At 36.8% G+C, this 23,397-nt stretch carries 23 protein-coding genes and 1 pseudogene; 20 read left to right on the forward strand and 4 right to left on the reverse strand.

What is annotated here, in order from left to right:
• Positions 1 to 40 precede the first annotated feature (40 nt).
• The 6 genes from OL233_RS06205 to OL233_RS06230 all read left to right on the forward strand — a co-directional run bounded on the left by OL233_RS06205 (position 41) and on the right by OL233_RS06230 (position 8,549).
• A complete protein-coding gene (locus OL233_RS06205; RefSeq protein ID WP_275471475.1) occupies positions 41 to 1,984 on the forward strand; it encodes an ABC transporter ATP-binding protein/permease in 1,944 nt (647 codons plus the stop codon).
• Entirely contained in the window at positions 1,984 to 3,783 is a 1,800-nt protein-coding gene (locus OL233_RS06210) for an ABC transporter ATP-binding protein/permease (RefSeq protein ID WP_275471476.1), read from the forward strand. The genes OL233_RS06205 and OL233_RS06210 overlap by 1 nt, the downstream gene beginning before the upstream one ends.
• 478 nt (positions 3,784 to 4,261) lie before the next feature.
• A complete protein-coding gene (locus OL233_RS06215; RefSeq protein ID WP_275471477.1) occupies positions 4,262 to 4,906 on the forward strand; it encodes a GntR family transcriptional regulator in 645 nt (214 codons plus the stop codon).
• 131 nt (positions 4,907 to 5,037) lie between these two features.
• Positions 5,038 to 6,264, forward strand: coding sequence for a quaternary amine ABC transporter ATP-binding protein (locus OL233_RS06220; protein ID WP_275471478.1), 1,227 nt, complete (start codon positions 5,038 to 5,040; stop codon positions 6,262 to 6,264).
• Positions 6,257 to 7,984: an ABC transporter permease/substrate binding protein gene (locus tag OL233_RS06225; RefSeq protein ID WP_275471479.1), complete on the forward strand. Its 1,728-nt coding sequence runs from the start codon at positions 6,257 to 6,259 to the stop codon at positions 7,982 to 7,984. Before OL233_RS06220 ends, OL233_RS06225 begins: the two co-directional genes overlap by 8 nt.
• Before the next feature lie 112 nt (positions 7,985 to 8,096).
• Positions 8,097 to 8,549, forward strand: coding sequence for a hypothetical protein (locus OL233_RS06230; protein WP_275471480.1), 453 nt, complete (start codon positions 8,097 to 8,099; stop codon positions 8,547 to 8,549).
• Positions 8,550 to 8,725: 176 nt separating this feature from the next.
• Here OL233_RS06230 and menE read toward each other — a convergent pair whose 3' ends face one another.
• Positions 8,726 to 10,156, reverse strand: a complete 1,431-nt coding sequence (gene menE / locus OL233_RS06235; RefSeq protein ID WP_275471481.1) for an o-succinylbenzoate--CoA ligase — start codon at positions 10,154 to 10,156, stop codon at positions 8,726 to 8,728.
• A gap of 14 nt (positions 10,157 to 10,170) precedes the next feature.
• Positions 10,171 to 10,983: a 1,4-dihydroxy-2-naphthoyl-CoA synthase gene (menB, locus tag OL233_RS06240; RefSeq protein WP_126830038.1), complete on the reverse strand. Its 813-nt coding sequence runs from the start codon at positions 10,981 to 10,983 to the stop codon at positions 10,171 to 10,173.
• A gap of 163 nt (positions 10,984 to 11,146) precedes the next feature.
• On the opposite strand from menB, the gene OL233_RS06245 reads away from it, so the two are divergent.
• Both OL233_RS06245 and OL233_RS06250 read left to right on the forward strand, forming a co-directional pair.
• Positions 11,147 to 11,518, forward strand: a complete 372-nt coding sequence (locus OL233_RS06245; protein WP_275471482.1) for a PaaI family thioesterase — start codon at positions 11,147 to 11,149, stop codon at positions 11,516 to 11,518.
• 1 nt (position 11,519) lies between these two features.
• Complete coding sequence (locus tag OL233_RS06250) at positions 11,520 to 12,929, forward strand: DASS family sodium-coupled anion symporter (RefSeq protein ID WP_275471483.1); 1,410 nt, start codon at positions 11,520 to 11,522, stop codon at positions 12,927 to 12,929.
• Positions 12,930 to 12,959: 30 nt separating this feature from the next.
• Here OL233_RS06250 and OL233_RS06255 read toward each other — a convergent pair whose 3' ends face one another.
• Positions 12,960 to 13,223 (reverse strand): DUF5626 family protein, encoded by a 264-nt coding sequence (locus OL233_RS06255; protein WP_275471652.1) that lies wholly within the window; start codon positions 13,221 to 13,223, stop codon positions 12,960 to 12,962.
• A gap of 517 nt (positions 13,224 to 13,740) precedes the next feature.
• Positions 13,741 to 13,881 (reverse strand): annotated as a pseudogene (locus OL233_RS11465) (helix-turn-helix transcriptional regulator); the annotation flags it as partial.
• Positions 13,882 to 14,074: 193 nt separating this feature from the next.
• Here OL233_RS11465 and OL233_RS06265 point away from each other — a divergent pair.
• From OL233_RS06265 to OL233_RS06320, 12 genes are all read left to right on the forward strand, one after another.
• On the forward strand, positions 14,075 to 14,383 hold the full coding sequence (locus OL233_RS06265; protein WP_126830044.1) for a PadR family transcriptional regulator: 309 nt from the start codon (positions 14,075 to 14,077) through the stop codon (positions 14,381 to 14,383).
• An 18-nt stretch (positions 14,384 to 14,401) separates the two neighbouring features.
• Positions 14,402 to 15,037 (forward strand): DUF2812 domain-containing protein, encoded by a 636-nt coding sequence (locus OL233_RS06270; protein WP_275471485.1) that lies wholly within the window; start codon positions 14,402 to 14,404, stop codon positions 15,035 to 15,037.
• Positions 15,038 to 15,146: 109 nt separating this feature from the next.
• Complete coding sequence (locus OL233_RS06275) at positions 15,147 to 17,117, forward strand: endo-beta-N-acetylglucosaminidase (RefSeq protein ID WP_275471486.1); 1,971 nt, start codon at positions 15,147 to 15,149, stop codon at positions 17,115 to 17,117.
• A gap of 15 nt (positions 17,118 to 17,132) precedes the next feature.
• The gene (locus OL233_RS06280) at positions 17,133 to 17,444 is read left to right on the forward strand and encodes a nucleoside triphosphate pyrophosphohydrolase (RefSeq protein ID WP_275471487.1); all 312 of its coding nucleotides are present in this window, start codon (positions 17,133 to 17,135) and stop codon (positions 17,442 to 17,444) included.
• A 160-nt stretch (positions 17,445 to 17,604) separates the two neighbouring features.
• On the forward strand, positions 17,605 to 17,748 hold the full coding sequence (locus tag OL233_RS06285; RefSeq protein ID WP_275471488.1) for a putative holin-like toxin: 144 nt from the start codon (positions 17,605 to 17,607) through the stop codon (positions 17,746 to 17,748).
• A gap of 179 nt (positions 17,749 to 17,927) precedes the next feature.
• A complete protein-coding gene (locus OL233_RS06290; RefSeq protein WP_275471489.1) occupies positions 17,928 to 18,242 on the forward strand; it encodes a hypothetical protein in 315 nt (104 codons plus the stop codon).
• A gap of 149 nt (positions 18,243 to 18,391) precedes the next feature.
• The gene (locus tag OL233_RS06295) at positions 18,392 to 18,697 is read left to right on the forward strand and encodes a PadR family transcriptional regulator (protein ID WP_275471490.1); all 306 of its coding nucleotides are present in this window, start codon (positions 18,392 to 18,394) and stop codon (positions 18,695 to 18,697) included.
• A 1-nt stretch (position 18,698) separates the two neighbouring features.
• Complete coding sequence (locus OL233_RS06300; RefSeq protein WP_275471491.1) at positions 18,699 to 19,298, forward strand: DUF1700 domain-containing protein; 600 nt, start codon at positions 18,699 to 18,701, stop codon at positions 19,296 to 19,298.
• 210 nt (positions 19,299 to 19,508) lie between these two features.
• Positions 19,509 to 20,192 carry a DUF6320 domain-containing protein gene (locus tag OL233_RS06305; RefSeq protein WP_275471492.1) on the forward strand — a complete coding sequence of 228 codons (684 nt, stop codon included), beginning with the start codon at positions 19,509 to 19,511 and terminating at the stop codon, positions 20,190 to 20,192.
• A gap of 14 nt (positions 20,193 to 20,206) precedes the next feature.
• On the forward strand, positions 20,207 to 21,490 hold the full coding sequence (locus tag OL233_RS06310) for a phenylacetate--CoA ligase family protein (RefSeq protein ID WP_275471493.1): 1,284 nt from the start codon (positions 20,207 to 20,209) through the stop codon (positions 21,488 to 21,490).
• 1 nt (position 21,491) lies between these two features.
• Positions 21,492 to 22,073: a TetR/AcrR family transcriptional regulator gene (locus OL233_RS06315; protein WP_275471494.1), complete on the forward strand. Its 582-nt coding sequence runs from the start codon at positions 21,492 to 21,494 to the stop codon at positions 22,071 to 22,073.
• The gene (locus OL233_RS06320; RefSeq protein WP_275471495.1) at positions 22,066 to 23,316 is read left to right on the forward strand and encodes a condensation domain-containing protein; all 1,251 of its coding nucleotides are present in this window, start codon (positions 22,066 to 22,068) and stop codon (positions 23,314 to 23,316) included. The genes OL233_RS06315 and OL233_RS06320 overlap by 8 nt, the downstream gene beginning before the upstream one ends.
• Positions 23,317 to 23,397 lie beyond the last annotated feature (81 nt).

The raw sequence follows: 23,397 nt of genomic DNA on the forward strand, positions 1-23,397 counted from the left end.
TCTTTTGTTACAGTTGCAAAGTAGGAAGAGGAGGAAGAATATGATTCAATTAAAAAATCTAACAAAAACAATCGAAGGGGATCGCATACTGGATGAGATTACACTTACATTAGGTGAAGGTCTAACTTTTTTAACAGGACCATCAGGAAGTGGAAAGTCTACTTTATTACGCTTACTCTCAGGGATTGATGGAGCCTATGAAGGTGAAATCAAACTAGGCGGGCAGGTTTTATCTGAGTTGAAAGGCAAAGAAAAAAGTTATCTTTTAAATCAAAAAGTAGGGTTCATTTGGCAAGATTATAAACTTTTTAATGAGATGACCGTGTACGAAAACATGATGATGCCCACTCATTTAGCCAAAAGGAAAGTACCTAATGCAGAAAAAATAATGAATCAGTTAAAGCTATCCGTGTATAGTGGTACGAAAGTTCGTGATTTATCAGGTGGACAACGTCAACGTGTCGCGATTGCTAGAGAATTAATGAAAGATCCAGATTATCTGTTAGCCGATGAGCCGACTAGTGCTCTTGATAAAGAAACAGTTGCAGACGTTATGGCAATTTTTAGAGACTTAGCGAAAACGAGAAATGTGATTATTGTAACTCATGATAAAACTCAGTTACTAGAGACGGACCAAGTGGTAGAATTAGCCAAAGGACGGGTAAAAGAGACTCGAAATCTTGACGAGACTGCTGTTAATCCAGCCTTGAAATTAGAGAAAAATAGAGTGTTAGCCTTTAGAAAAGTAGCAACACTTTTAAAAACAATGGTAATGACTCATAAAGGGCGATTTTTAACGGCAATCTTAGCGTTAATTCTGGGTACAACTCTTCTTTTAGGTGCGACAAGTGGCACAGTAGAAGAATCAAAAGAAGGTGGATTAGATAACGTCTTGGAGACATATGGTGATACTGTATTAGACATGAGTTTAGTAGGTAGTTTTATGAGTGCCGCTGGAACTGATGGTGATGATGATCAAGGCCCTTCAGCAGATGTTAATCAAGATGTTAGCAGTTTATATAAGCGTTACAAAGAAGATGAGCGTGTTCAATTTGTCGCCTATAGTGTGGCCTTTAATGATATTAAAATCAAAGTAGATGGGGAAGAACATACCGTTCAAAGTTCTGGAAATGCCCCTGTGATTAATAAAGTGTTAGCCGGCCGAATGGCAAATGGTAAAGAGAATGAAGTAGTCGTACCCGTAAGTTTTGTTGAAAAACTGGGTCTGTCTAATGAAGAAGCTTTAGGAAAAGAAATTGATTTTTCCGCAACCGTGACGACATGGAAAGGTGATGAACCTATCTTTAAACCCACTCAAGCAAAAGCTAAAATTGTTGGTGTGATTGGGACAACAATCGTAACGGGAACGGGGCCTGATATTTTTACTTATGAAATAGAAGATTCTTTCTTCTTTAGTGAATCAGCTTTAACTAAATTACTAAGTGTATCGGATAAAAAAGTCAGTGAATCTAATTTTATCTTGCGTGCGACAACCCCTCAAACTTTGATTGAGCTTAGAGATGAAATGACGAGCGAAGGCATTGTACCATTAGGCAATTTTGAGGTTGTGGAAGATGTAGTTAATCTGTCAGAAGAAACAGATGAGCAAAAATCAAACGTTCAAGGGATTATGCTTATAGTGGTAACGGTAATGATAGTCGCTATTTACTTGATTAGTAGCTTGTTACGTCGTAAAGAGTATGCGATTTATAAATTAAATGGTTACGATAAAGTAAATCTTACCCTTCTAAATACTGTTGAGACAGTGCTAGAGATAGTTCTGGCAGGAGTGTTATTAATCATACTAGCACCTATACTGACTAACATTATGGGAAGCGTAATGGGAGTAGAAGAACCTGTCCAACAGCCAGTAAACCAAACGTTATTAGTTGTGACGGTATTAGGACTATTAGGTGGTATTGTAAGAGAAGTTATTTTAAGAACAACAACGGTAATGAGAGCATTTAAGGTAGGGAAAAACTAATGTATCAGTTAAAAAATGTAACAAAAAAATATGATGAAAAAGTAGTCCTAGAAGATGTTAATTACACGGCACCAACCTCGGGTTTACTTTGTGTGATGGGAGAATCAGGGAGTGGTAAAAGTACCCTCCTTTCTCTTATTGCAGGACTAGACCGTGACTATGTGGGGGATATTCAGTTAGCTGGACAATCCCTGCATGAGTTGAGTGATAAGGCCTTAACCCAATACCGCAAAGACTATATTGGTTTTATTTTTCAAGAGTATCACTTATTAGAAGGGTATACTGCTTTGGAAAATGTGGTGTATCCAGGTGCCTTGAAGGAACAAACGCAATCTGCAGAATTAAAAGCTCTAGCTTTACTTGAAGAAGTGGGCTTGAGCGATAAAGCGTCATCTAAAGTAGAAGCATTGTCAGGTGGTCAAAAGCAACGTGTCGCAATCGCCAGAGCTTTATTAAATGAACCAGAGGTGATTATTGCGGATGAGCCGACAGGTGCACTAGATCATGAGACGATGACTGGAATTATGACAGTACTTCAAGAAATAGCGAAGACGAGATTAGTTATTTTAATTACCCACGATCCAGAAGTTTGTGAGTACGCAGATGAGGTCTTAACTATTCAAGAGAACAAACTCATTGTGGCAAGGGCTATGGATAAAACCGTTCAGCATCACAAGCGTTCCTTTGGCCTAACCCCTTATCCCAAAGTACCGACAGCTAAACTGGCTGCAAAAGAAGTGAAAGTCGGTCTAGGGCACTATCTATTACTCGCCTTATGTTTCGCGATTGCCAGTACCTGTATTATGCTTGCTTTGTCAGCAGGAGGTGTGGTAGATAATTCTATCGCTGAGTTTAAAGATAAGAACGAAGCCCTAGCAAACGGTTATCTTAATAAGAAAAACGGGGCAACAGATAAGGTTATCAGCGAGTTAAAAAAAGACCCACGATTGGATACGGTATACAAGCAGTATATCTTGAAAAACTTAACATTAGAGTCTCAAGGTAAAACAGTAAAACTTGCCGAAAAATACCCTATGGCAAAATCAAATGAAAGCTTTTCATATGGGAGAATGCCTAAAAAAGGGAAAAATGAAGTGGCTCTTAGTGGCACCTTAGCCAAACAGTTTGCGCCTAAAATTAACGAATTAATTGGTGAAACAGTGAAGCTAACTGTAAATAAACAGACAAAATCGTATCAAGTTAGTGGTATCTATAACGCAGGATATGATGATATTTACCTGAGTTCTGACCGTGAACAGGCTTACTATGACTCACTAAAAAATGAAAAATGGTACTCTGTCACGTTTGATGTAACAGAGTTTGATAGTTTACCTAAGGTGTACAAGGACTTAACAGCTAAAAAGTTAAAGCCAGAGATGGCAGTCGAGGAAGTAACGGCAATGTTAGCATCTTTTGCTAAGTTAAAATCACTATTTTTAGTGATAACAGGCTTAGTGTTGCTCGTTTGCTTATTTTTAGTCAGTGTTATGATGATAAAACTTCAAACAACACGGAAAAAAACATTGAGTATTCTAGCTGCTTTAGGATTTAACAGAGCCTTACTGTCTAGGTTAATCGACTGGGAAAATAGTATCCTAACATTGGGAACAGTTGTCTTAACAACGATAAGCCTTACAGCGTGTTACGGCATTAGTCAGTGGTTAAACATCCCACTGGGACTTAGCTTGACTAAACTGATGAGTGTCATAGCCGTGACAGCAGGAGCTGTTTTAATAATCAGTTGGGTTATGAAAAAAGTACCCAAACAAGCGCAATTGCTTATGGATTTAAGAGAATAAAGTAAACGCCCCACTACTCAAAAATGAACTGCCCCCATAGATTGAGACGAATATAAAAATACCTCCGTTGAATTCATGTAAAATGAAGAAAATGGAGGTGTTTTTGCTATGAAAAAAGAGTAACTTATTCTGTTGAAGTAAAAGAAGCGGCTATCAAAATGAAATTAGAAGGTAAAACAACACGTGAAATTATGGATGCCTTAACTATTAAAAATAGTACCCAGGTTAAAACGTGGTGGAAAGTGTAATCGAAACTGTACAAAATTTCATCACATATTATATAATGAAAATAGAATTCAACAAAAATACGGTTACTTGTCTTCGATAGAGTATCGAAGACAAGCAACCGCGTAGGTGTTTTTATTACTCTCTCATTTCAGGGGTTCAGCCCCCATTATGTTTGGCTTTTTTTGTTTTTAAAATAGTGATACAATAAATTTCGAAATGATGACAGACTGATAAAGGAAATGTGCGGATAATGGAAGAGAAAAATAATGGAAAAAAACATGTAGCCTTTCCAAAGTATCAACAAGTAGCGTTGGAAATAGCAGAAAGAATTGTTGAAAATCGCTATAAATTTGGAGAAAAAATACATGCCCGATCAACGCTAGCTAGTAATTTTAATGTCTCACCTGAGACTGCTCGTAAAGCCATCAATGTCCTGGTTGATTTGGATATCATGGAAGTTCGTCATGGGAGTGGTTCTTATGTGGCCTCTCGTGAAAATGCCCAACGATTTGTCGATAAATATAAAGATGTTCAGTCGGTTCAGGAAGTAAAAATAGATATTTTGGAAAGTGTATCTCGACAAAAAGAAGAGTTAAACCATTTTTCTGAATTATTAAATGACCTTGTTAGTCAAACAAGTAAAGTTCACCAGATATTACCCTTTGCCCCTTATGAGCTAGTCATCAATTCAGAAGCGGTACTGATTGAAAAAAGCATCGTGGAACTGAATATTTGGCAAGAAACAGGTGCGACGATTGTAGCCATTCAAACAGGGACAGAACTGTTAGTCTCGCCGGGACCGTATGCTAAAATCAAAGAAAATGATACAATTTATTTTGTCGGAGATGAAAGCGCCTTACAACGCATGACCAGTTACTTTTATCCAAATGAATAACGCAAAACTAAGACTTGTAGCGGTTTTTACAAGTCTTTTTCTTTTGACACAAGTGACCACACAATGTTACGGTTGAGTGGTCACTTTGATTTTTTAGAAATCAGAAGTAAGTTTGTATGAGGGGTGTTTTTTTGAGTAAAGTAAGAGTGGAGAATCTAACGAAAGTCTTTGGTAAAAAAAGTCAACAAGCGTTAGCGATGGTTAAAGAAAACAAAAGTAAAGATGAGATCATGGATGCAACTGGCGCAACTGTGGGAGTGTATGATGCCAGCTTCGAAGTTGAAGAAGGAGAAATATTCGTTATCATGGGTCTGTCAGGAAGTGGTAAATCTACGCTGATCAGACTGTTGAATCGTTTAATTGAACCATCATCAGGACACATTTATATTGATGGTGAAGATGTTTCTAAAATGAATAAAGACATGTTACGTGATGTGCGTCGTCATAAAATCAACATGGTATTTCAAAACTTTGGTTTATTTCCCCACAGAACGATTTTGGAAAATACCGAATATGGGTTAGAAGTTCGTGATGTTCCTAAAGTAGAGCGAACAGCTAAGGCGGAGAAAGCGCTAGATAACTCAGGGTTACTATCGTTTAAAAATCAATATCCTGATCAATTATCAGGGGGAATGCAGCAACGAGTTGGTTTGGCTCGTGCTCTAGCTAATGATCCAGAGGTCTTATTAATGGATGAAGCATTTTCTGCATTGGATCCTTTGATTCGTCGTGAAATGCAAGATGAATTGATTGAGCTACAAGCGAAAGTTAAAAAAACAATTATCTTTATTACTCATGATTTAAATGAGGCATTAAGAATTGGTGACCGTATTGCCTTAATGAAGGATGGTCAAATCATGCAAATTGGAACAGGGGAAGAAATACTTACAAACCCTGCTAATGAATTTGTTCGTGAATTTGTTGAAGATGTTGATCGCTCTAAAGTACTAACAGCTCAAAATATTATGGTGCCGGCTTTAACAACAAATGTTGAAATTGATGGGCCGAATGTTGCTTTACAAAGAATGCGTAAAGAAGAAGTGAGTATGCTCTTAGCGGTTGATCGTAAACGTAAATTAAAAGGCAGTTTGACGGCAGAGTCAGCACGTGATGCTAGAAAAAATAATTTAACTATTAAAGAAGTCATTGATAAAAACGTTAAAAAAGTTCATCCAGACACACTAATAACGGATATGTTTGATTTGATTTATGATTCACCAACTCCGTTAGCTGTAGTTGATGACGACGATCGTTTGATTGGCGTGGTTATCAGAGGTAGTGTTATTGGTGCTTTGACTGATACAGATCATGATGTTGAAGTGTCAGTAGAGGAAGCGGGAGGTGTTGCAAATGTTTAATATTTTACAATCACCTATTCCGGTTGCAGAATGGGTTACTACTGCAACCGATTGGTTAACGAATACATTTTCAGGTTTATTTTCAGTTTTACAAAAATCTGGTCAATGGGTTATGGAGCTAATGACGAATTCGTTGCTCTTTATTCCACCGCTAGTAATGATTGCTATTTTAACAGTCGTTGCCTATGTTATTTCTAAACGTAAAATAGGTTTAACGAGTTTTACGTTGTTAGGCTTATTATTTATTTATAATCAAGGGTTATGGTCAGAATTAATGAGTACCGTAACATTAGTTATTATCTCAAGTTTAGTTTCAATTATTATTGGCGTGCCACTAGGGGTCTTAATGGCAAAAAGTGATAAAGCACAGAGCATTATCACGCCAATCTTAGATTTCATGCAAACCATGCCAGGTTTCGTTTACCTAATTCCAGCCGTTGCTTTCTTCGGAATTGGGATGGTTCCAGGTGTTTTTGCATCAGTAATTTTTGCTTTGCCCCCAACGGTCAGAATGACAAATCTTGGGATTAGACAAGTACCAACTGAATTAGTTGAAGCGTCAGATTCTTTTGGTAGTACTGGTAAACAAAAGTTGTTTAAATTAGAATTACCACTTGCTAAAAGTACAATTTTGGCAGGGATTAACCAAACTATCATGTTAGCCTTATCAATGGTTGTTATTGCATCGATGATAGGAGCTCCTGGATTAGGCCAAGGCGTTCTTTCAGCTGTTCAACGTTCGCAAGTCGGCAGTGGCTTTGTAAATGGCTTAGCGCTTGTTATATTGGCTATTATTATGGATCGCTTTACCCAATATCTAAATCCAAAAGAGCGTCGTGCAACAAGTGATACAGCCAGTAAGAAAAAGAAAATTTTAACTCGTTTACTAGCTTTAGTCGTTATCTTTGCTATAGGTGGTGCAACCTTATCATCTTTTGTAGGTAAGAAGAATCAGGAAGTCACACTAGCCTATGTCGAGTGGGATACAGAAATTGCATCAACAACTGTTGTATCTGAAGTGTTAAAAGACATGGGATACGATGTGAAAATGACGCCACTTGATAGTGCGATTATGTGGGAAGCTGTCGCCAACGGTGAAGCTGATGGTATGGTAGCGGCTTGGTTACCAGGAACTCACGGCTCTCAATATGATAAATTTAAGGATAAGTTAGATGACTTGGGTCCTAACTTAGATGGTGGTGCGCGCTTGGGATTAGTTGTTCCAAGTTACATGGATGTTAACTCAATTGATGAGCTAACAACTGAAGGGAATCAGCAAGTTGTTGGGATAGAACCGGGTGCCGGTGTGGTTGCGGCAGCTGAAGAGACAATGGCTGAATATGCTAATTTATCAGATTGGAATCTGATGTCATCCTCAAATGGAGCGATGACAACGGAACTAGCAAAAGCGATTAAAAATAAAGAAGAAATCGTCATTACAGGCTGGTCACCTCACTGGATGTTCTCTAGATATGATTTGAAATACTTAGAAGATCCAAAAGGAACGATGGGTGGTGATGAAAGTATTAAGACGATGGTACGTAAAGGATTAGAAAAAGATAGTCCGGAAGTGTATCAAGTCTTGGATAATTTTAATTGGGAGTTAGCCGATATTGAGTCAGTTATGCTAGCTATTGAAAAAGGTGAAAAACCGGTGGAAGCAGCTCGCCACTGGATAGACAATCATCAAGAACTTGTAGAGAGCTGGAAAAAAGCTTAGTCATTTGGGAACTGATCCCATAGATTGAGACACATATAAAAACACCCCCGTTGAATTCATGTAAAATGAAGAAAATGGAGGTGTTTTTGCTATGAAAAAAGAGTAACTTATCTTGTTGAAGTTTGGAAATTGGAAGAGCAAAAGGCTATTTTTAAGCCAGAAAGAGTTACCGATTGAAGAGTTTGCTACAGGAGATTCATTAGAGTTAACAAGGGTTGATTCTAATGATAAAAAATCTATACTTGAAGAAGGGAAAGTTGTAACACCTATTCAAAATAAAGTGAAAGAAAGTCAACATTTGGAAGACAATTCATTTATTATTGGAAATAGAATAAGCACACTTTGTTATGAAATATCATGTAATGGTGATAAGAAAAAAGTTGTTAAGCCCGTATCGGTCAATAGAGTAATGGATAATCTGTCTATATTAGAATTTAGTCATCTTTTCGAGATACCTTATTCATGGAGAGGACACGATATAACGTTTAATATTAGAGTGCAAGATACTTTTAACAAAATTGTTGAAGGTTCTGAAGAAAAAATAATTATTCAGTCTAAAAAATAGGAAGTAACTTACTAAAAAACAGGAAGTAACTTATATGAAATAAAGCGAGTATTCAGAATAGATAGCTAAAATTATACTTAAAAGTGGTTAACTAAATCTTAAAGTTATTTTTATCTGTTTAACAAAACCCAAGCCCCACATTACCGTAATGGAGTAGTGTGGGGCTTGGGTTTTGTTTATTTTTTAACCATCTCTGGCAATTGTCGTTTGACTAATTTACCAAGTGAGTTACGTGGCAGTTCATCTATCACGTAATAGCACTTAGGTTGTTTGTAATGAGCGACAAGTCCATCTATTTCTTGTTTAATCAACTCTTCATCGAAAGTAAGTCCTGGATATAGGACAATATAAGCTGTAACGATTTCGCCCCAATACTCATCAGGTTCTCCTGTTACGGCGACTTCTTTAACTTGTGACGTCGTGAGTAGGGCATTTTCCACGCGGAGTGGGTAGATATTTTCACCACCAGAAATAATCAGCTCTTTCTTACGTCCAACGACATATAAGAAACCTTCCTCATCAAGATAACCAAGGTCACCTGTTTTTAGGAAGCCATCTGTTGTTTTAATCATCTCTGCATTGATGTAACCCGGTGACACATTTGGTGCTTTAATCAGGATTTCACCTATGCCATCTTCGTTAGGGTCTTCGATTTGAAGTTCCACAGGGAAGAGTGGCTGACCACTTGAACCGATTTTTCGCTTAGCATCACGGGCATTTAGTGCAATCACTTGCGACGCTGTTTCCGTCATACCGAAGGATTGAATAATCGGTAAATCAAGGGCATGGGCTTCTTCTAATTGAGCGACCGTTAGGGGAGCACCACCTAATAGGACACAACGAAGTGACTCTTTGTTCTCAGCAAAGTCTGGAACTTTGAGAAGTGCCGTCAGCATCGTTGGAACGAGCGAAATATGCGTAATAGTAGCTTCTTTAATCAGCTGACAAATCAGTGTCGGATTAAATTTTTCGACAAGATAAACGGTATTTCCGTAAATAAGACTCTTCATCATCATAGAGTACCCACTAATATGGAACAAAGGAACCGTTAGGAGCCATTTGTCATCAGGAGTCATTCCAACATTAAGAGCAGAGCCTGTCGCACTTGATAAGTGATTCTGATAGGTCTGTTTCACGCCTTTAGGGACACCTGTCGTACCAGAGGTAAACATAATGGTTGCCACGCTATCAAGCTCTAATGGCTTCTGAGTGTAAGATAACGCATCTGTTGTAATCTGTCTTAGTTCAACTAAATCAAGTACAGGACAAGGGCAGTCTATCAGCTTATCGCTAAAAATAGGATCAACAATCACACAGTCTGGCTCAGCGATTGTAAGTTGTTGTGCGATTTCACCAGCCGTTAATCGGTTATTTAAGACCACCACTTCGACTTGTAGCAAGTGAAGGGCAAGGAGTAGTAAATAAAAGTCTGCATGATTACGACCTAAAACAGCCACCCGTTGTAAAGTGGGTGACTGTGAGGTAATCGCAGTGGCAAGTTGTGTCGCATCAGTTTCTAATTCTTTAAAGGTCCAGCATGTATCGTTAAATACTAAACCCAATTGATTCGGACTCATCTTAGCCCGTTTGATTAACCAGTTTTCCATACTTAGCCTTCTTTTTATGGGAATTTAGGGAATTGGTCAAAGTTAGGTTCTCTCTTCTCTAAGAATGAGTTTTTACCTTCTTTGCCTTCTTCAGTTGTGTAGTAAAGCATTGTGGCATCACCAGCGAATTGTTGTAAGCCAGCAAGTCCATCTGTATCAGCGTTCATAGCAGCTTTGATGAAGCGGATAGCAGTAGGGCTCTTCTTAAGAATTTCTTTCGCCCAGCTGATTGTTTCTTCTTCAACTTTATCTAAAGGAACAACCGTATTAATCCAACCCATTTGTAAGGCTTCTTCAGCAGGGTATTGTTTACATGTGAACCAAACTTCTTTAGCTTTCTTATGTCCAACGACACGTGCTAAGTAGCCTGAACCGTATCCAGCATCAAAACTACCTACGTTAGGGCCAGTTTGACCAAATACAGCATTATCAGCTGCAATTGTTAAGTCACAGACTAATTGTAAGACGTTACCGCCACCGATAGACCATCCTTTAACCATTGCAATAACTGGTTTTGGAATCACACGGATTAAGCGTTGTAAGTCTAAAACGTTTAAACGAGGGATACTGTTTTCGTCGATGTAACCGCCATTTCCACGGACACTTTGGTCTCCGCCTGAACAGAAAGCTTTATCGCCTTCACCTGTAAGGATGATAACACCAATTGAAGCATCATCGCGAGAGATAGTAAAAGCTTCAATCATTTCTGAAACTGTAAGTGGTGTAAAGGCATTATGAACTTGAGGACGGTTGATTGAGATTTTCGCAATCGCACCTTGACGCTCAAATAAAATTTCGTTGTATTCTTTAATAGTTGACCAAGTCATATTGGATCATTCCTTTCTCGTATATCTAGGAACATTATACATTATTTTCAGAAAAAAACATTGAAACTGGCTCAAATTAAGCCAATATTATTGAATGGACTAGTTATATGTGATTTACTTACTAAGTGAAAAGCGATAGTTCAATAGAGTTTGGAGGGATAAGATGGATATTATAAATTTATTAGGGATTGTCCAAGAGACAGTCACGAAAGAAAAAGTAGTGTTATCAATGGAAGTAAAAGAAGAACATTGCCAGCCTTTTGGTATTATGCATGGTGGTGTATCCGCTGTACTTGCCGAAACAGCAGCAAGTCTAGGGGCTTTAGAAAATGCGGAAGAAGGTCGTATTCCTGTAGGGATGGACATTCATTCGAGACATGTTAAGTCTGTTGCAAAAGGTAGACTAGCGGTGGAGGCAGAGCCTGTATCAATTGGCAAGACGGTTCAAGTCTGGGAAGTGACGATTACAGACGACCGAGAACGTGTGATCAGTCATAGTACGTGTAGTTTAATGATGATTGAAAGGAAAGGGTAACATGGCATTAACAAAACAAAATAAGATAAAAGGCTTAATTTTACTGGCTTTTATGTTTGGTTTATTAGTAGGCCCAATTCCTTTTGGGTTAACGGTTAATGGTTGGCGTGGTGCTGTGTTATTTATCAGTTTTGTGATCAGTAGTTTATTAGGACTTGCCCCAATCGGCATGCAATCGTTGATTGTCTTGACATTAATAGGGCTGTTCAAATTAACGCCAGACAGTAAAGCGTTATTTGCAGTCTTTGGTTCGGAAAGTATTTGGCTAGTTATTTTTGCCTTTTTCATTGCCATTGGCTTTCGTAATACAGGTTTAGGAAACCGAATTTCATATGGACTCATTCGTTTGATGGGAAATTCAGTTCAGTCCGTTGGCTATGGACTTATCTTATGTGACCTTGTCGTCGCACCCTTCATCCCAAGTAGTAATGCAAGGGGAGCAGGTATCGGTTATCCGATTACTACTTCTGTGATTGACTCATTAGAGATAGAGGATAAAGAAGAACGTAGACGAGCGGGGTCTTATTTTAGTATGGTAAGTTACCACGGAAATTTACTGACAAGTACGTTGTTTTTAACAGCGATGGCGACGAATCCAATGGCTCTTTCAATGGCGAAAGATTTAGTAGATGTTGACCTAAGTTGGGGGAAATGGTTAATGATTATGGCTATTCCTAGTGTCTTAGCTTTGTTATTAATTCCTTATGTTTTGAAACAACTTATTAAACCAGTCGATTTTGATACAGCTAAAATCAAACAGGATGCGTCAGTTAAACTAGCTGAGATGGGGAAATTAAAACAATCAGAGATGATTTTAATCGCAACCTTTGTCTTGATGATTTTCCTATGGTCATTCGGAAAGCAGTTTGGTGTCAACGCCACAGTGGTATGTATGATTGCTACGTCGATTTTGTTAGTGACAAATGTGATAGCTTATGATGATATCTTAAAGGAAAAGAATGCTTGGGATATTTTAATATGGATGTCGCCTTTACTACTTTTAACGTCAATTATGACCAAAGAAGGTGTGATTGACCGTGTGGTTCAGTTAGCGCAGAACTTACCAATGAATGTCTCATGGGTGAGTGTTTATATTATCGTATCGTTATTATATGTGTATTTACATTACTTCTTTACGAGTACAGTGGTTCATTTGCAAGTGTTATTTTTACCATTCTTAACGATTATGTTAAGCTTCGGCGTACCAAGTTTACTTGCAGTGATGACGTTAACAACGTTACTTGCGATTACACCAGGTATGACGCATTACGGAACAGGGACATCTGGACTTTATTTCTCACTAGGTTACACGCCACAGAAACAATTATGGCTAATTGGATTTGTCATTTCAGTTATTGAATTGGTATTATTTCTTGGGTTATTACCCCTTACAACAGGGTGGTTTGGATAAGAAAAAAGAGGCTTAGGCCTCTTTTTTTTATTACATTTGAAAACTGACATTAATATTATTATTTTTTCCAGTGACAGTCCCTTTTAACCAACAAGTTTGCATGATAATTCCCATATAATCTGTTGCGTTGAAAGATAGTTTTCCATATTTATCACCTTTTGAGAGTTTTTCTTTAGAGTACGTACAACCGATTGTAAGTATCCACATATTTGAAACAGATGTGACTTTATTATTTGTAACTTTCATATCAAAAGAACAATTTATTATTAATCCAGTATAAGAAACTTCCCATATGGTCCATGATTTTGATGAATTGCTACTTACAAGGTGTGAGTTTTAACGTATAAAGGTTACCATTAGAATCTAAACCTTGAATCGTTTTTTTAGTGCCGTCACTTTTAAAATTGACAGTTTCAGTCAGTTTATTTATATGATGTGAATTATTATGTTGAGAGGCATAGGAAGATGTTGTTCCAACAAAAGTGAGAAATAGAGAGATTAAAACTGTTAGGAAAATTTATTTTTTAAAATTATCATGTGAAACTTCTTTTGAAATAAAAAAAAGTAATTTAAAAATGATAAAAGCGATTAGAGAGACAGATAAGAGTGTTAGTGTTGTGAAGGTGAAGTGATGATAATAGGAAAAAAGTAAAAATGTAAATATTAGAAGTAAAAAAAATAATTTTTTACTTCTAATCAATATTTTCCTAAAATAATATCTACTGTCAATAGGTTGACTTGTTTTTTCGGAATTAGTAGTGGTAATGAGGGAATCGAGTGATACGTTAAATAGGGTTGTAAGTTGAATCAAATGCTTTAAATCTGGAATTGTTTCGTCACGTTCCCATTTTGAAATAGATTGTCTTGATATGTTTAACATTTCAGCAAGTGATTTCTGAGAGAGTCCTTTTTCTTTTCTTAATTCAAATATCCTATAACCAAGTGTTTTCATCAAAAACCTCCTATTTATTGAAGCATAGTTTGCAATTTAATTGTAACATTTTTTGGGGATTATCTAAGAACTTTCAAGTTGCATAGTTGTAAACTATTAGTTTCATTTTTGTATTTTAATAAAAAGACTTGCTTTTTATACAGTTACGCTATATAGTTTAACTATACAGTTCGACTATATAAGAGGTGAAAATATGAGAAATTCAAGATTACCGTTAACCGAGACAGTATATTATCTTCTATTAGTCTTTAAAAAGCCGACCTATGGCTATTTAGCTATTAAGGAAATCGAAGAATTAAGCGAAGGTGACGTTAGGATTGCGGCGGGAACCATGTACGGTGCGATTGAAAATTTATTAAAGTCAGAGATGATTGTCCAAGTGTCATCGGAAAATGAACGACGTAAGATGTATCAAACAACAGCTTATGGTAATGAGGTATTGGAAGAAGAAGTAGCACGTCTAAGTCATTGTGTACGTGTCTGGGAAAAATTGAATCGATAGGTATTGGAGGAGAAGATAATGAGAGAGAAGAAAAAGTGGAAGATTTTTGTATCATTAGATAAAGAAGAAGCGTGGTTAAACAAACAATTGGAAAATGGCTGGCGCTTTACTGGTATAACAGCTATGGGCCGTTATAAATTTAGAGAAGTTGAAGCAGTGGACCATGATAAGGTTATTCGCGTTGATTACAGAAAATTTGAAAAAACAGCCCCGTATTCAGACTATCTTCAGTTTATGGAAGATGCAGGATGGAAGCATTTGGCAGGCAAAAAAGATAGTGGCACCCATTACTATATTGGGAGTAAGACGAATCAAATGGAGCTTTATTCAGATAATGATTCAAAATTAGAACGAGATAAGCGCTTAAGAAAAGGGTATGCGGTGTCTATGTTACCTATTTTAGTCATTTATTATGTTTTATTTGAAAAAGGTAGTGTGTCAGCCGTTATGAATCCCTCGCAATTTTTCTTAACACCAGGACTATGGGAAAAAACAGGTAGCGCCTTTACAAAAGCCTTTTTATTTGAACTCCCATTTGCGGGAATGCGATTAGCAGTTGCCTTAATATTCCCAATAGTATTGATTTTCTTTGGGGTAACGTTGGCTAAAATCCAATGGAATATTTTGCAACGAGAGAAAATGATTAAAAAATAAAAAATGTTCTTTTTTTGTTCAACTGTTATTTTTAATGAAAAAAATGCTAAAATACAGAGTGGTGTAAGCGTTTTAAATAAAAGTAATGGTAAAGAACAGGAGAGATTAGATGTCAAATAAGTATTCTGCAAAAGGACCGAATCAGCCTTATTTTCACGGGTTTAGTGCTCAACAGTTATTAAATTGGTCACCAGAAACTGATAAAACTGCGAAGTATTTTAGATCAGAAACACCATTAGCAGCAAGAAATAAGACATATAGAGAGACTCAAGCACAACCAGCGATAGCTCATCAAGCAGAGGTTATAACATTATCAGGTGATTATGGAGACCCAGGAGCAGATCTATTAAAAGGGATACCTGATGTTACTCGGACAGTCGATGCTTTTGCTCGTCATAATTTTCAATTTTGGCAGTATGTTGATTATTACGGGGCATGGAATGGTATGGCAATAGATGGTATGACCTATGATGATATCAAAGAGGCAAAGGATACAGTGTATGGTGTACTTAATTATCCTAACCCAGCCTATACAGATGCAGCTCATCGTAATGGCGTGAAAAGTTTAGGCGGTTGGTTTTGGCCTAGAGAAGACGATTTTTCAGAATGGGTAGCCAGCGAAAATGGTAAATTTCCAATTGCGGATAAAATGATTGAGTTAGCGAGATACATGAACTTTGATGGGTATTTTATCAATCAAGAAGCGACAGTGTCTGAAGAACACGCAGTAAAATTACAAGAGATGTTAATTTATTTTAAAGAACAAGCACCTGATTTATATATTCAATTTTACGACTGTATCAAGCCTGATGGTGAGCTATATTATGTTAATGGGTTTACAGACGTGAATAGTTACTGGGTAGAAGCTGAAAATGGATGCGCGTCAGATAGTATGTTTATGAACTATGCGTGGCATACCGAACGTTTAAAAGAAGCCAATCGTCACGCAAAAGAAATGGGGAGAGATCCTCTTGAGATTATCTTTGCAGGAACAGAGCATCAAAAATATGGGTTTAATCCACCGTATGATATCCGCCAGGTTTTTAATACTGAAGAAACACCTTTAGCATCATGGGGATTATTCTGTACGGATTTCACTTTTTCGCGTTATCCAGGCGATAATTTAGATAATGCTAATCAACATGATATCAGTGAACGTGACCGCCAGTTTTGGTCGGGGCCAAAATCAAATCCGACAGATACTGGGCGTTTAACTGAAGAAAACAGCGCTCCTTATTCGGATAAAATGGTACCTAATGACCGTGATAACCCGGATCACTGGGATGGTGTCGCTCATTTTATTGCTGAAAAAACAGTGATTAATACGGCACCATTTGTGACTCATTTTAATACAGGACATGGCTTAGCTTTCTTTACAGAAGGTGAAAAGCAAGCGACAAGAGAATGGAGCAACATGAGCAGTCAGGATATCCTCCCAAGCTGGCAGTGGTGGCAAACAGGAGAGGCGCTAATTGACTTTGATTACAACACAGCGTGGAATGGCGGAAGTTCGCTTAAAGTATCTCAACTTTCTAAGGACACGTTGGTTAATTTATTCAAAATGGATGTCATGTTAACAGGAGTAGAACAACTTTCTGTGATTACAAAAGCTAAAGGAAACGTAAAAGGAAGTTTAGTCCTTTACTTTAAAGATGATTTAGAAAATCCAGTTAGTCTGCCATTTGGTGTCAGAGAAACATGGGAAACAAGTTGTTTTGAGTTGAGTTTCTATGAAGGGCGCGAAATTGGGAAACTTGCTTTAAATGTAATAGGTGAATCAGATAGCGAGATATATGTGGGTGAATTGAGTCTGAAAAATAACATAATAGAGTTAACTGGAAAACCTAGTTTTTCTGTGGAACAGTATCTAGAAGAGAGTGGCGAAGCTTTTGTGACGGCTACTTTAGATGAAGAGATTATGTATTACGATATTTGGGACAACACTAACAATTTTATTGACCGTGTCCATGCATCGGACAGTTATCTTAATCATATCAGTAAAGACGCCACACAGTTAATCGTAAAACCCGTGTCACACAGTAGAGCCTCTTATGATGAGATTGTGGTTGAGTTAGTTTAAAGAAGGAGAGTATTAATGTCAGGAAAATTAATTAGAGATTTATTACAAGAACCAATTACTAAAACCTTCCCTGATGCGGAGTTTCGAGAACTTACAGGTGAAGAATTACACGATGCTTTAACAGGTAAATTACAGGAAGAGGTTTTAGAATACATCCAAGCGCCCAATCGTGACAATAAACTGGAAGAGTTAGCTGATATTTATGAAGTATTAGAGGCCTTAGTGACGTATGAAGGATTTGATAAAGAGACAGTGACCTCTAAAAAAGAAGAAAAGAAAGCCGAACGTGGAGGATTTGAAGGCGGCGTGTATTGGGATAAAAAATAAGCTGTTTTAGTCTTTTCCTTGAACGATAATTGTCCAAAAAATAGTGAAGCGAACACCGTTATATCAGCGGTTGTTCGCTTTTTATATATATAGCGTAGCAGTATAATAGCCGAGTAAAGAAGTTATGGTGGTGGCTATCTATAAATAGGAGGTGGTGCTTATGAAAATAAGGGCTAAATACTATGAAGGGAGAAGCCTTTTGTCAGCATTAGAGACGATTAAGCTGATTTTAGCTATAGGGATGTTTACTATATCTTTAATCAGGTTAGTGGTCGACTTGCTAAAAAATGACGAAAAAAAATAACCAACCCTATACTTTGACGAGTTAGCTGGTTATTTTTAATCAGATAATATTGTCACCATCTTAAATGGCTTTACATAGAGAGTGATACGTGCAAGTTGACTGTCATTCTCTTTTCACTTAGGATTATACGCTAGTTGTGTCGGAGTTTCAATTTTTATTTAATGAAAGGTGTGAACGTTGTGAATGTACCATTGATGTTGTCTACAGGAGTATCTTTAGGGTGTGCGGTTAGTAGTTTTATTTTTCGAAAAGAGAAGTACCGCTATAAGATCGGTTATAGTAGTAAACGCGCAAAATCTTCACGATATTCTTGGGATATGGCACAAAGTTTTTGTCTAGTCATCATTACTGGTGTTAATTGCATTTATCAAGTTGTTGGAATCAAGTTTCCTCAAGTAGGAAGTTTTGGGGGAGTATTGCTTGTTAATGGTTTTGCGGTAGTGTTAGCAATAGGTCTCACGGAATTAGTATTAAAAAGGCAAGATTCAAAATAAAATGATAGAGCGTAGTGAAAGAGAGTATAGTCCTTAAAAGACCTGTTGAAGGTCTTTTTTTTGAACATTAAATTTAAAAGAACTTGACATGTTATTTTTAGTAGTATATTATACGTTGTATAGTATTATAAAAAGAAAAGGTGATAGCGTTGAAATTGCTTAGCAGTTCACAGATATTAGAGTTAAGTGTCTTAAGTTTGCTAGAAAAAGAAGATTTGTATGGTTATTTCATTACACAAAAAGTACAAGAAGTCATTGATATTTCGGAATCAACACTATACCCTGTTCTACGAAAACTTGAAAAGAATGATTTTGTTGAAACCTATAATCAAGAATTCCAAGGTCGAAATAGAAAATATTATTCTAAAACAGCCAAAGGAATAGGACGATTAGCGGAGTTAACAGCTGAATGGACAGAGTTTCATACTAAATTTAATGAGTTAATAGGAGAATGATATGAAAAATAAGACGGATTATTTATCGGAATTAAAACTTAATTTAAACAAAGTCTTACCAGCTGTAGAAGCGGAAAATGCCTTTTTATATTTTGAAGAATATATTTTAGAGGCAGAACTTTCAGACTATGGTGAGATTGAAGAAAAGTTAGGAACACCTAAAGAGGTAAGCTACAATGCGATTATTGATTATCAAGAAGATCAATTGGAAAATAAAGAATCAAGCCGTCGCGTGAAGTGGTTACTACCGATTACATTGTTGTTATCTGCTCCAGTGGGGCTACCTTTAATTTTAGCAGGGATCCTAATTGTCTTAAGTGCGTTAATTATATTAGGAATAGGCTTATTTTTACTAAATCTGATTGTTGTTTTGTGTTGGGGAATGGGCGGTGTACTTGTTTTGATGAGTGTCTATACACTCTTTCATCATGTGCCTACAGGTTTATTTAATCTAGGAAGTGGCTTAGTTCTAATTGCCTTAGCTTGGATTTTAACACCGTACTTTATCACATTTTCAAAACAAGTATCACTGTCTGTTTATAAATTTTTATTAAATAAAATTAGACCTAAAAAAAGAGGCGAGGTGAGTTACCATGACTAAAAAATTAATCGTGTTAGGCATAGGAGCAAGCTTGATGCTAATAGGGTTTATATTTAAACCATACTTATCAGTATCTTATGATATGGATAAAAAAGAAATCGTAATGTCGCATAAAATAGATTAATCTGTGAGGCGAAAGATGACTGTGAAATCTGAGTCTCTTTTATTATAAAACTAAATAATAGACCAGTCTGTCTAGTTGGAGTGTATATGAAAAAATGTAAAAGTTGTGACCTAATAATAGTGACAAAAAATGAGCACTGCCTTTTTTGCTCAGAAGAGTTGATCGCAAGTGAGGAGGTCGTTAAAAATCCGATTTATTATCCGAAAAAGCCACTTACGACTAAAGATGTAAAAAAAACGGAACGTTTTATTTTGAAAATAGGTGTTATTTTGGGTGGTTTATGTCTCTTACTCAATCTTATGACGTGGGGTATAAAGCCGGTCTTATGGTCGTTTGTGGTGATAGCAGCCTATTTATATGCTGGGAAATTCCTAACGGTTTATATGAGAGATTTTTGGAAAGGGAAGTTTGGCAGATCCTTAGTAACCCATTATATTTTTCTAAGTTTTTTTGTGACAACAATCGATTGGGTTACGGGTTTTTCTGGATGGTCTTTAAATTACGTTATTCCACTTTTACGGATTATAAGTGTGGTCTTAATTGGAAGTATTGCCTTTTATCGAGGTAGTTTTTGGACCAGTGAATTTGGTTACATACTGACACTGTTTGCGACCAACATATTTTCCGTACTGATGCTATTTTCTGACTCAGCACGGGTCATTTGGCCCAGTGTTTTATCAAATTGTTTTATGGGTGTGGTACTTATTATTTTAATAAGGCTAAAACCTAACGAATTAAAAGAAGAAATCAAAAAAAAATTACATTATTGAAAGAGGTTAATAGTATGAAAAATATTTGGGATTATAAAGAAGTTGCATCAGAGGAGTCAATTGAGTTAACACAGGAAGCCAAGTTAAAATGTTTGGTAAGTGAGTTAAAAAAATCAGTACCCTTTTATAAAGAAAATCTGCAACAAATAGAAGCCAGTGATTGTAACTTATCTAAATTAGAGACACTACCTTTTACGACAAAGCAAGACTTACGAGATAATTACCCATTAGGAATGCTAGCAACAGATATGAAAAAAGTGGTGAGATTACACGGTTCTTCTGGTACAACAGGGAATCAGACATTCGTGGCTTATACTAAAAATGATTTAGAGGTGTGGTCAACATTAGTAGCACGGTCATTAACAGCGATTGGTGTCACATCAGAAGATAAGATGCAAATTTCATTTGGTTACGGTATGTTCACTGGTGGTCTGGGAATTCATGGGGGAGCAGAAAAAGTTGGAGCAACTGTTATTCCAGCTTCGGCAGGCAATACTCTCAAACAATTAACATTTATGAAGGATTTAGAAACAAGTGTTATTTGTTGCACGCCGTCGTATGCGTTGTATCTATCTGATGCTCTCAAAGAGCAAGGGCTAACATCAGCTGACTTAAAGTTAAAGGTGGGCTTATTCGGAGCAGAACCATGGAGTGATGAGATTAGAGAAGAATTAGAGACGACCTTGGGCATACAGGCCTTTGACATTTACGGTTTATCTGAAATTATGGGACCAGGTGTGGCATATGGCTGTCAAGAAAAAGAGGGGTTACACATCAATGAGGACCACTTTATTGCAGAAGTAATTGATCCCGTAACAGGAGATGTTTTACCAGAGGGTCAAGAAGGAGAATTAGTTATTACCACATTATCCAAAGAGGCATTTCCACTATTGCGTTATCGTACAGGCGATATTACACGGCTAATTCCAGAAAAATGTAGCTGTGGTCGTACATTTAAACGAATGGCAAAGCCAACAGGTCGGGTAGATGATATGTTGATCGTGAAGGGTGTGAATCTTTATCCTTCTCAAATAGAGGCACTACTTCTTTCTAATAAGAACTGTCTGCCTCATTATCAACTAGAACTTAGAACGGTTAATCATATGGATGAATTGAGTATTAAAGTAGAGAGTCGATTGATTAATGAAAGAGACGTTGTTAAACTGGAAAAGGATCTAAATTCTCTTTTTAAAACTGAGATAGGTTTATCATTGCCTGTTAAGGTTTTAAAAGAACAGACACTAGAACGTTTTGAAGGAAAAGCGACACGTGTTATTGATAATAGGAAGGAAGATTAATATGAAAGAAGTATCGACTAAAGAACATATATTAGTAATCGCCAAAGCGTTATTTCAAAAACAAGGCTATGCGGCAACTGGCATTACACAAATTTTGAGAGCAGCTGACATCCCAAAAGGCTCACTGTACCATTTTTTTCCAGGTGGTAAGGAAGAACTGTTAATTGAATCGATAAAAGCGACATTAAAAGACAATGATGCGTTCCTCACTACTTTATTTAAAGGGATCAAACCAGGTATCTCGCGTATTTACAAGTTACTAGAAGAAGTGGGGTCATATGAGTCGTATGATGGTGTGGTCCCTTTTGCACTTATTGCCCTTGAAACAGCCGAGGGGAACGAGAATATTAGACAACACTGTGAACAAGCTTACCGTTATATTTTAAATCGTTTGGCTAAGGAATTTGAAGCAGAAGGTATGGATTCCGAACAAGCGTATCAATTAGCGGGTATGATTGAAAGCTCACTTGAGGGGGCATTAGTTTTTGTTCATACCTTTAAAGATAAGACGTACATCCAAACGACAGTAGATAACCTTAAGCGTTTAATTGATTTAGAAATGGCAACTCTTAAAGATGAGTAAAAAATGGCATAAACTAGATAATGCTAGTAAGCTATTCAGTGCCGTAGCAACAGAAAAGAATAGTGCTGTGTTTAGAGTGTCTGCTACATTAGAAAAAGCAATCGATAGAGTCGCCTTGCAACATGTTACGGATCAGGTTATTCAACGATTTCCAGGTTTCGGTTATACCATCAAGAGTGGATTTTTCTGGAATTATCTCGAACAAAATCCTCAAAAGGTCAAAATAGAAAAAGAAACACCCTTAATCGGTGCGCCATTTGATTTAACGAGTTACGATGAACATCTTATTCGAGTGCTTTATTATCATAATAAACTATCAATTGAGGTCTCCCACATTGTATCGGATGGAGCAGGCGCATTGGAGTTTTTTAAAGTATTATTATTTTATTATTTGAAGGAAATCGGATGTCAGTTAGATGATCGTTCTTTTTTATTCAAATTAAATGAAGAGCCAAAACTGGAAGAGTGGGAAGATTCCTTTAAAAGATATGCTACAGCTGAAGAGACTGAAACATGTAGTTTACCTAATGCCTATCGACTTAATGGAACGTCATTAAGAGAGGTAGAGGTTATCCACGGTACAGTCTCACTGACCGAATTAAAAAAATGTGCCGCCTCTCATGACCTTAATATGACAGCCTTTTTGGCTAGTTTGCTTATTTATAGTTGTTATCAAACAAAGGTTAAAGAAACACAGACAGACGATTCAGTCGTCGTATCTATTCCGGTTAATTTAAGAGGATTATTTCCTTCAAAGACGCTAACTAATTTCTTTGGCACCATCACAGTTGAAGTAAAGGGAACTAAAGAGCTTACTCTACCGGATATTTGTGAAGTGGTTAGGGCACAATTTAAAAATCGCTTAACTAAAGAAAATCTTCAAAGAATGATTAATGAGAATGTTGAAATGGAATCAAAACAGTATTCTCGCTTAACACCTTTAGTTATTAAGGAACAAGTCATGAGGTTAGCATTTGCTAAGCGTGGAGAGCAGAAAAAAACACTAACATTTTCAAATTTAGGTGCGTTTCAAGTACCACAAGAACTGCAATCGCATATTAAAGCGATTAACGTGGTATCGTACCCTACTTCAAACGTCCCAATTAATTGTTGTGCGATCTCTTATAATGACAATATGGCCATTACTTTTGTTAGAAATATAAGTGAGACAGATGTTATTCAATATTTTTTTAGCTATTTGAGTCAGAGTGAAAAAGTGAGGGTTGAAATCAGCACGTCTTAAGGATAATTTAAGAAACAAATGCATGTAATAACTGTACGCTTAGACTGAATCTAGGTTAAACTATAAGTAACCACAATGTAT

Source organism: Vagococcus proximus, from assembly GCF_029143285.1.
In the GTDB taxonomy this organism is placed as follows: domain Bacteria; phylum Bacillota; class Bacilli; order Lactobacillales; family Vagococcaceae; genus Vagococcus_D; species Vagococcus_D proximus.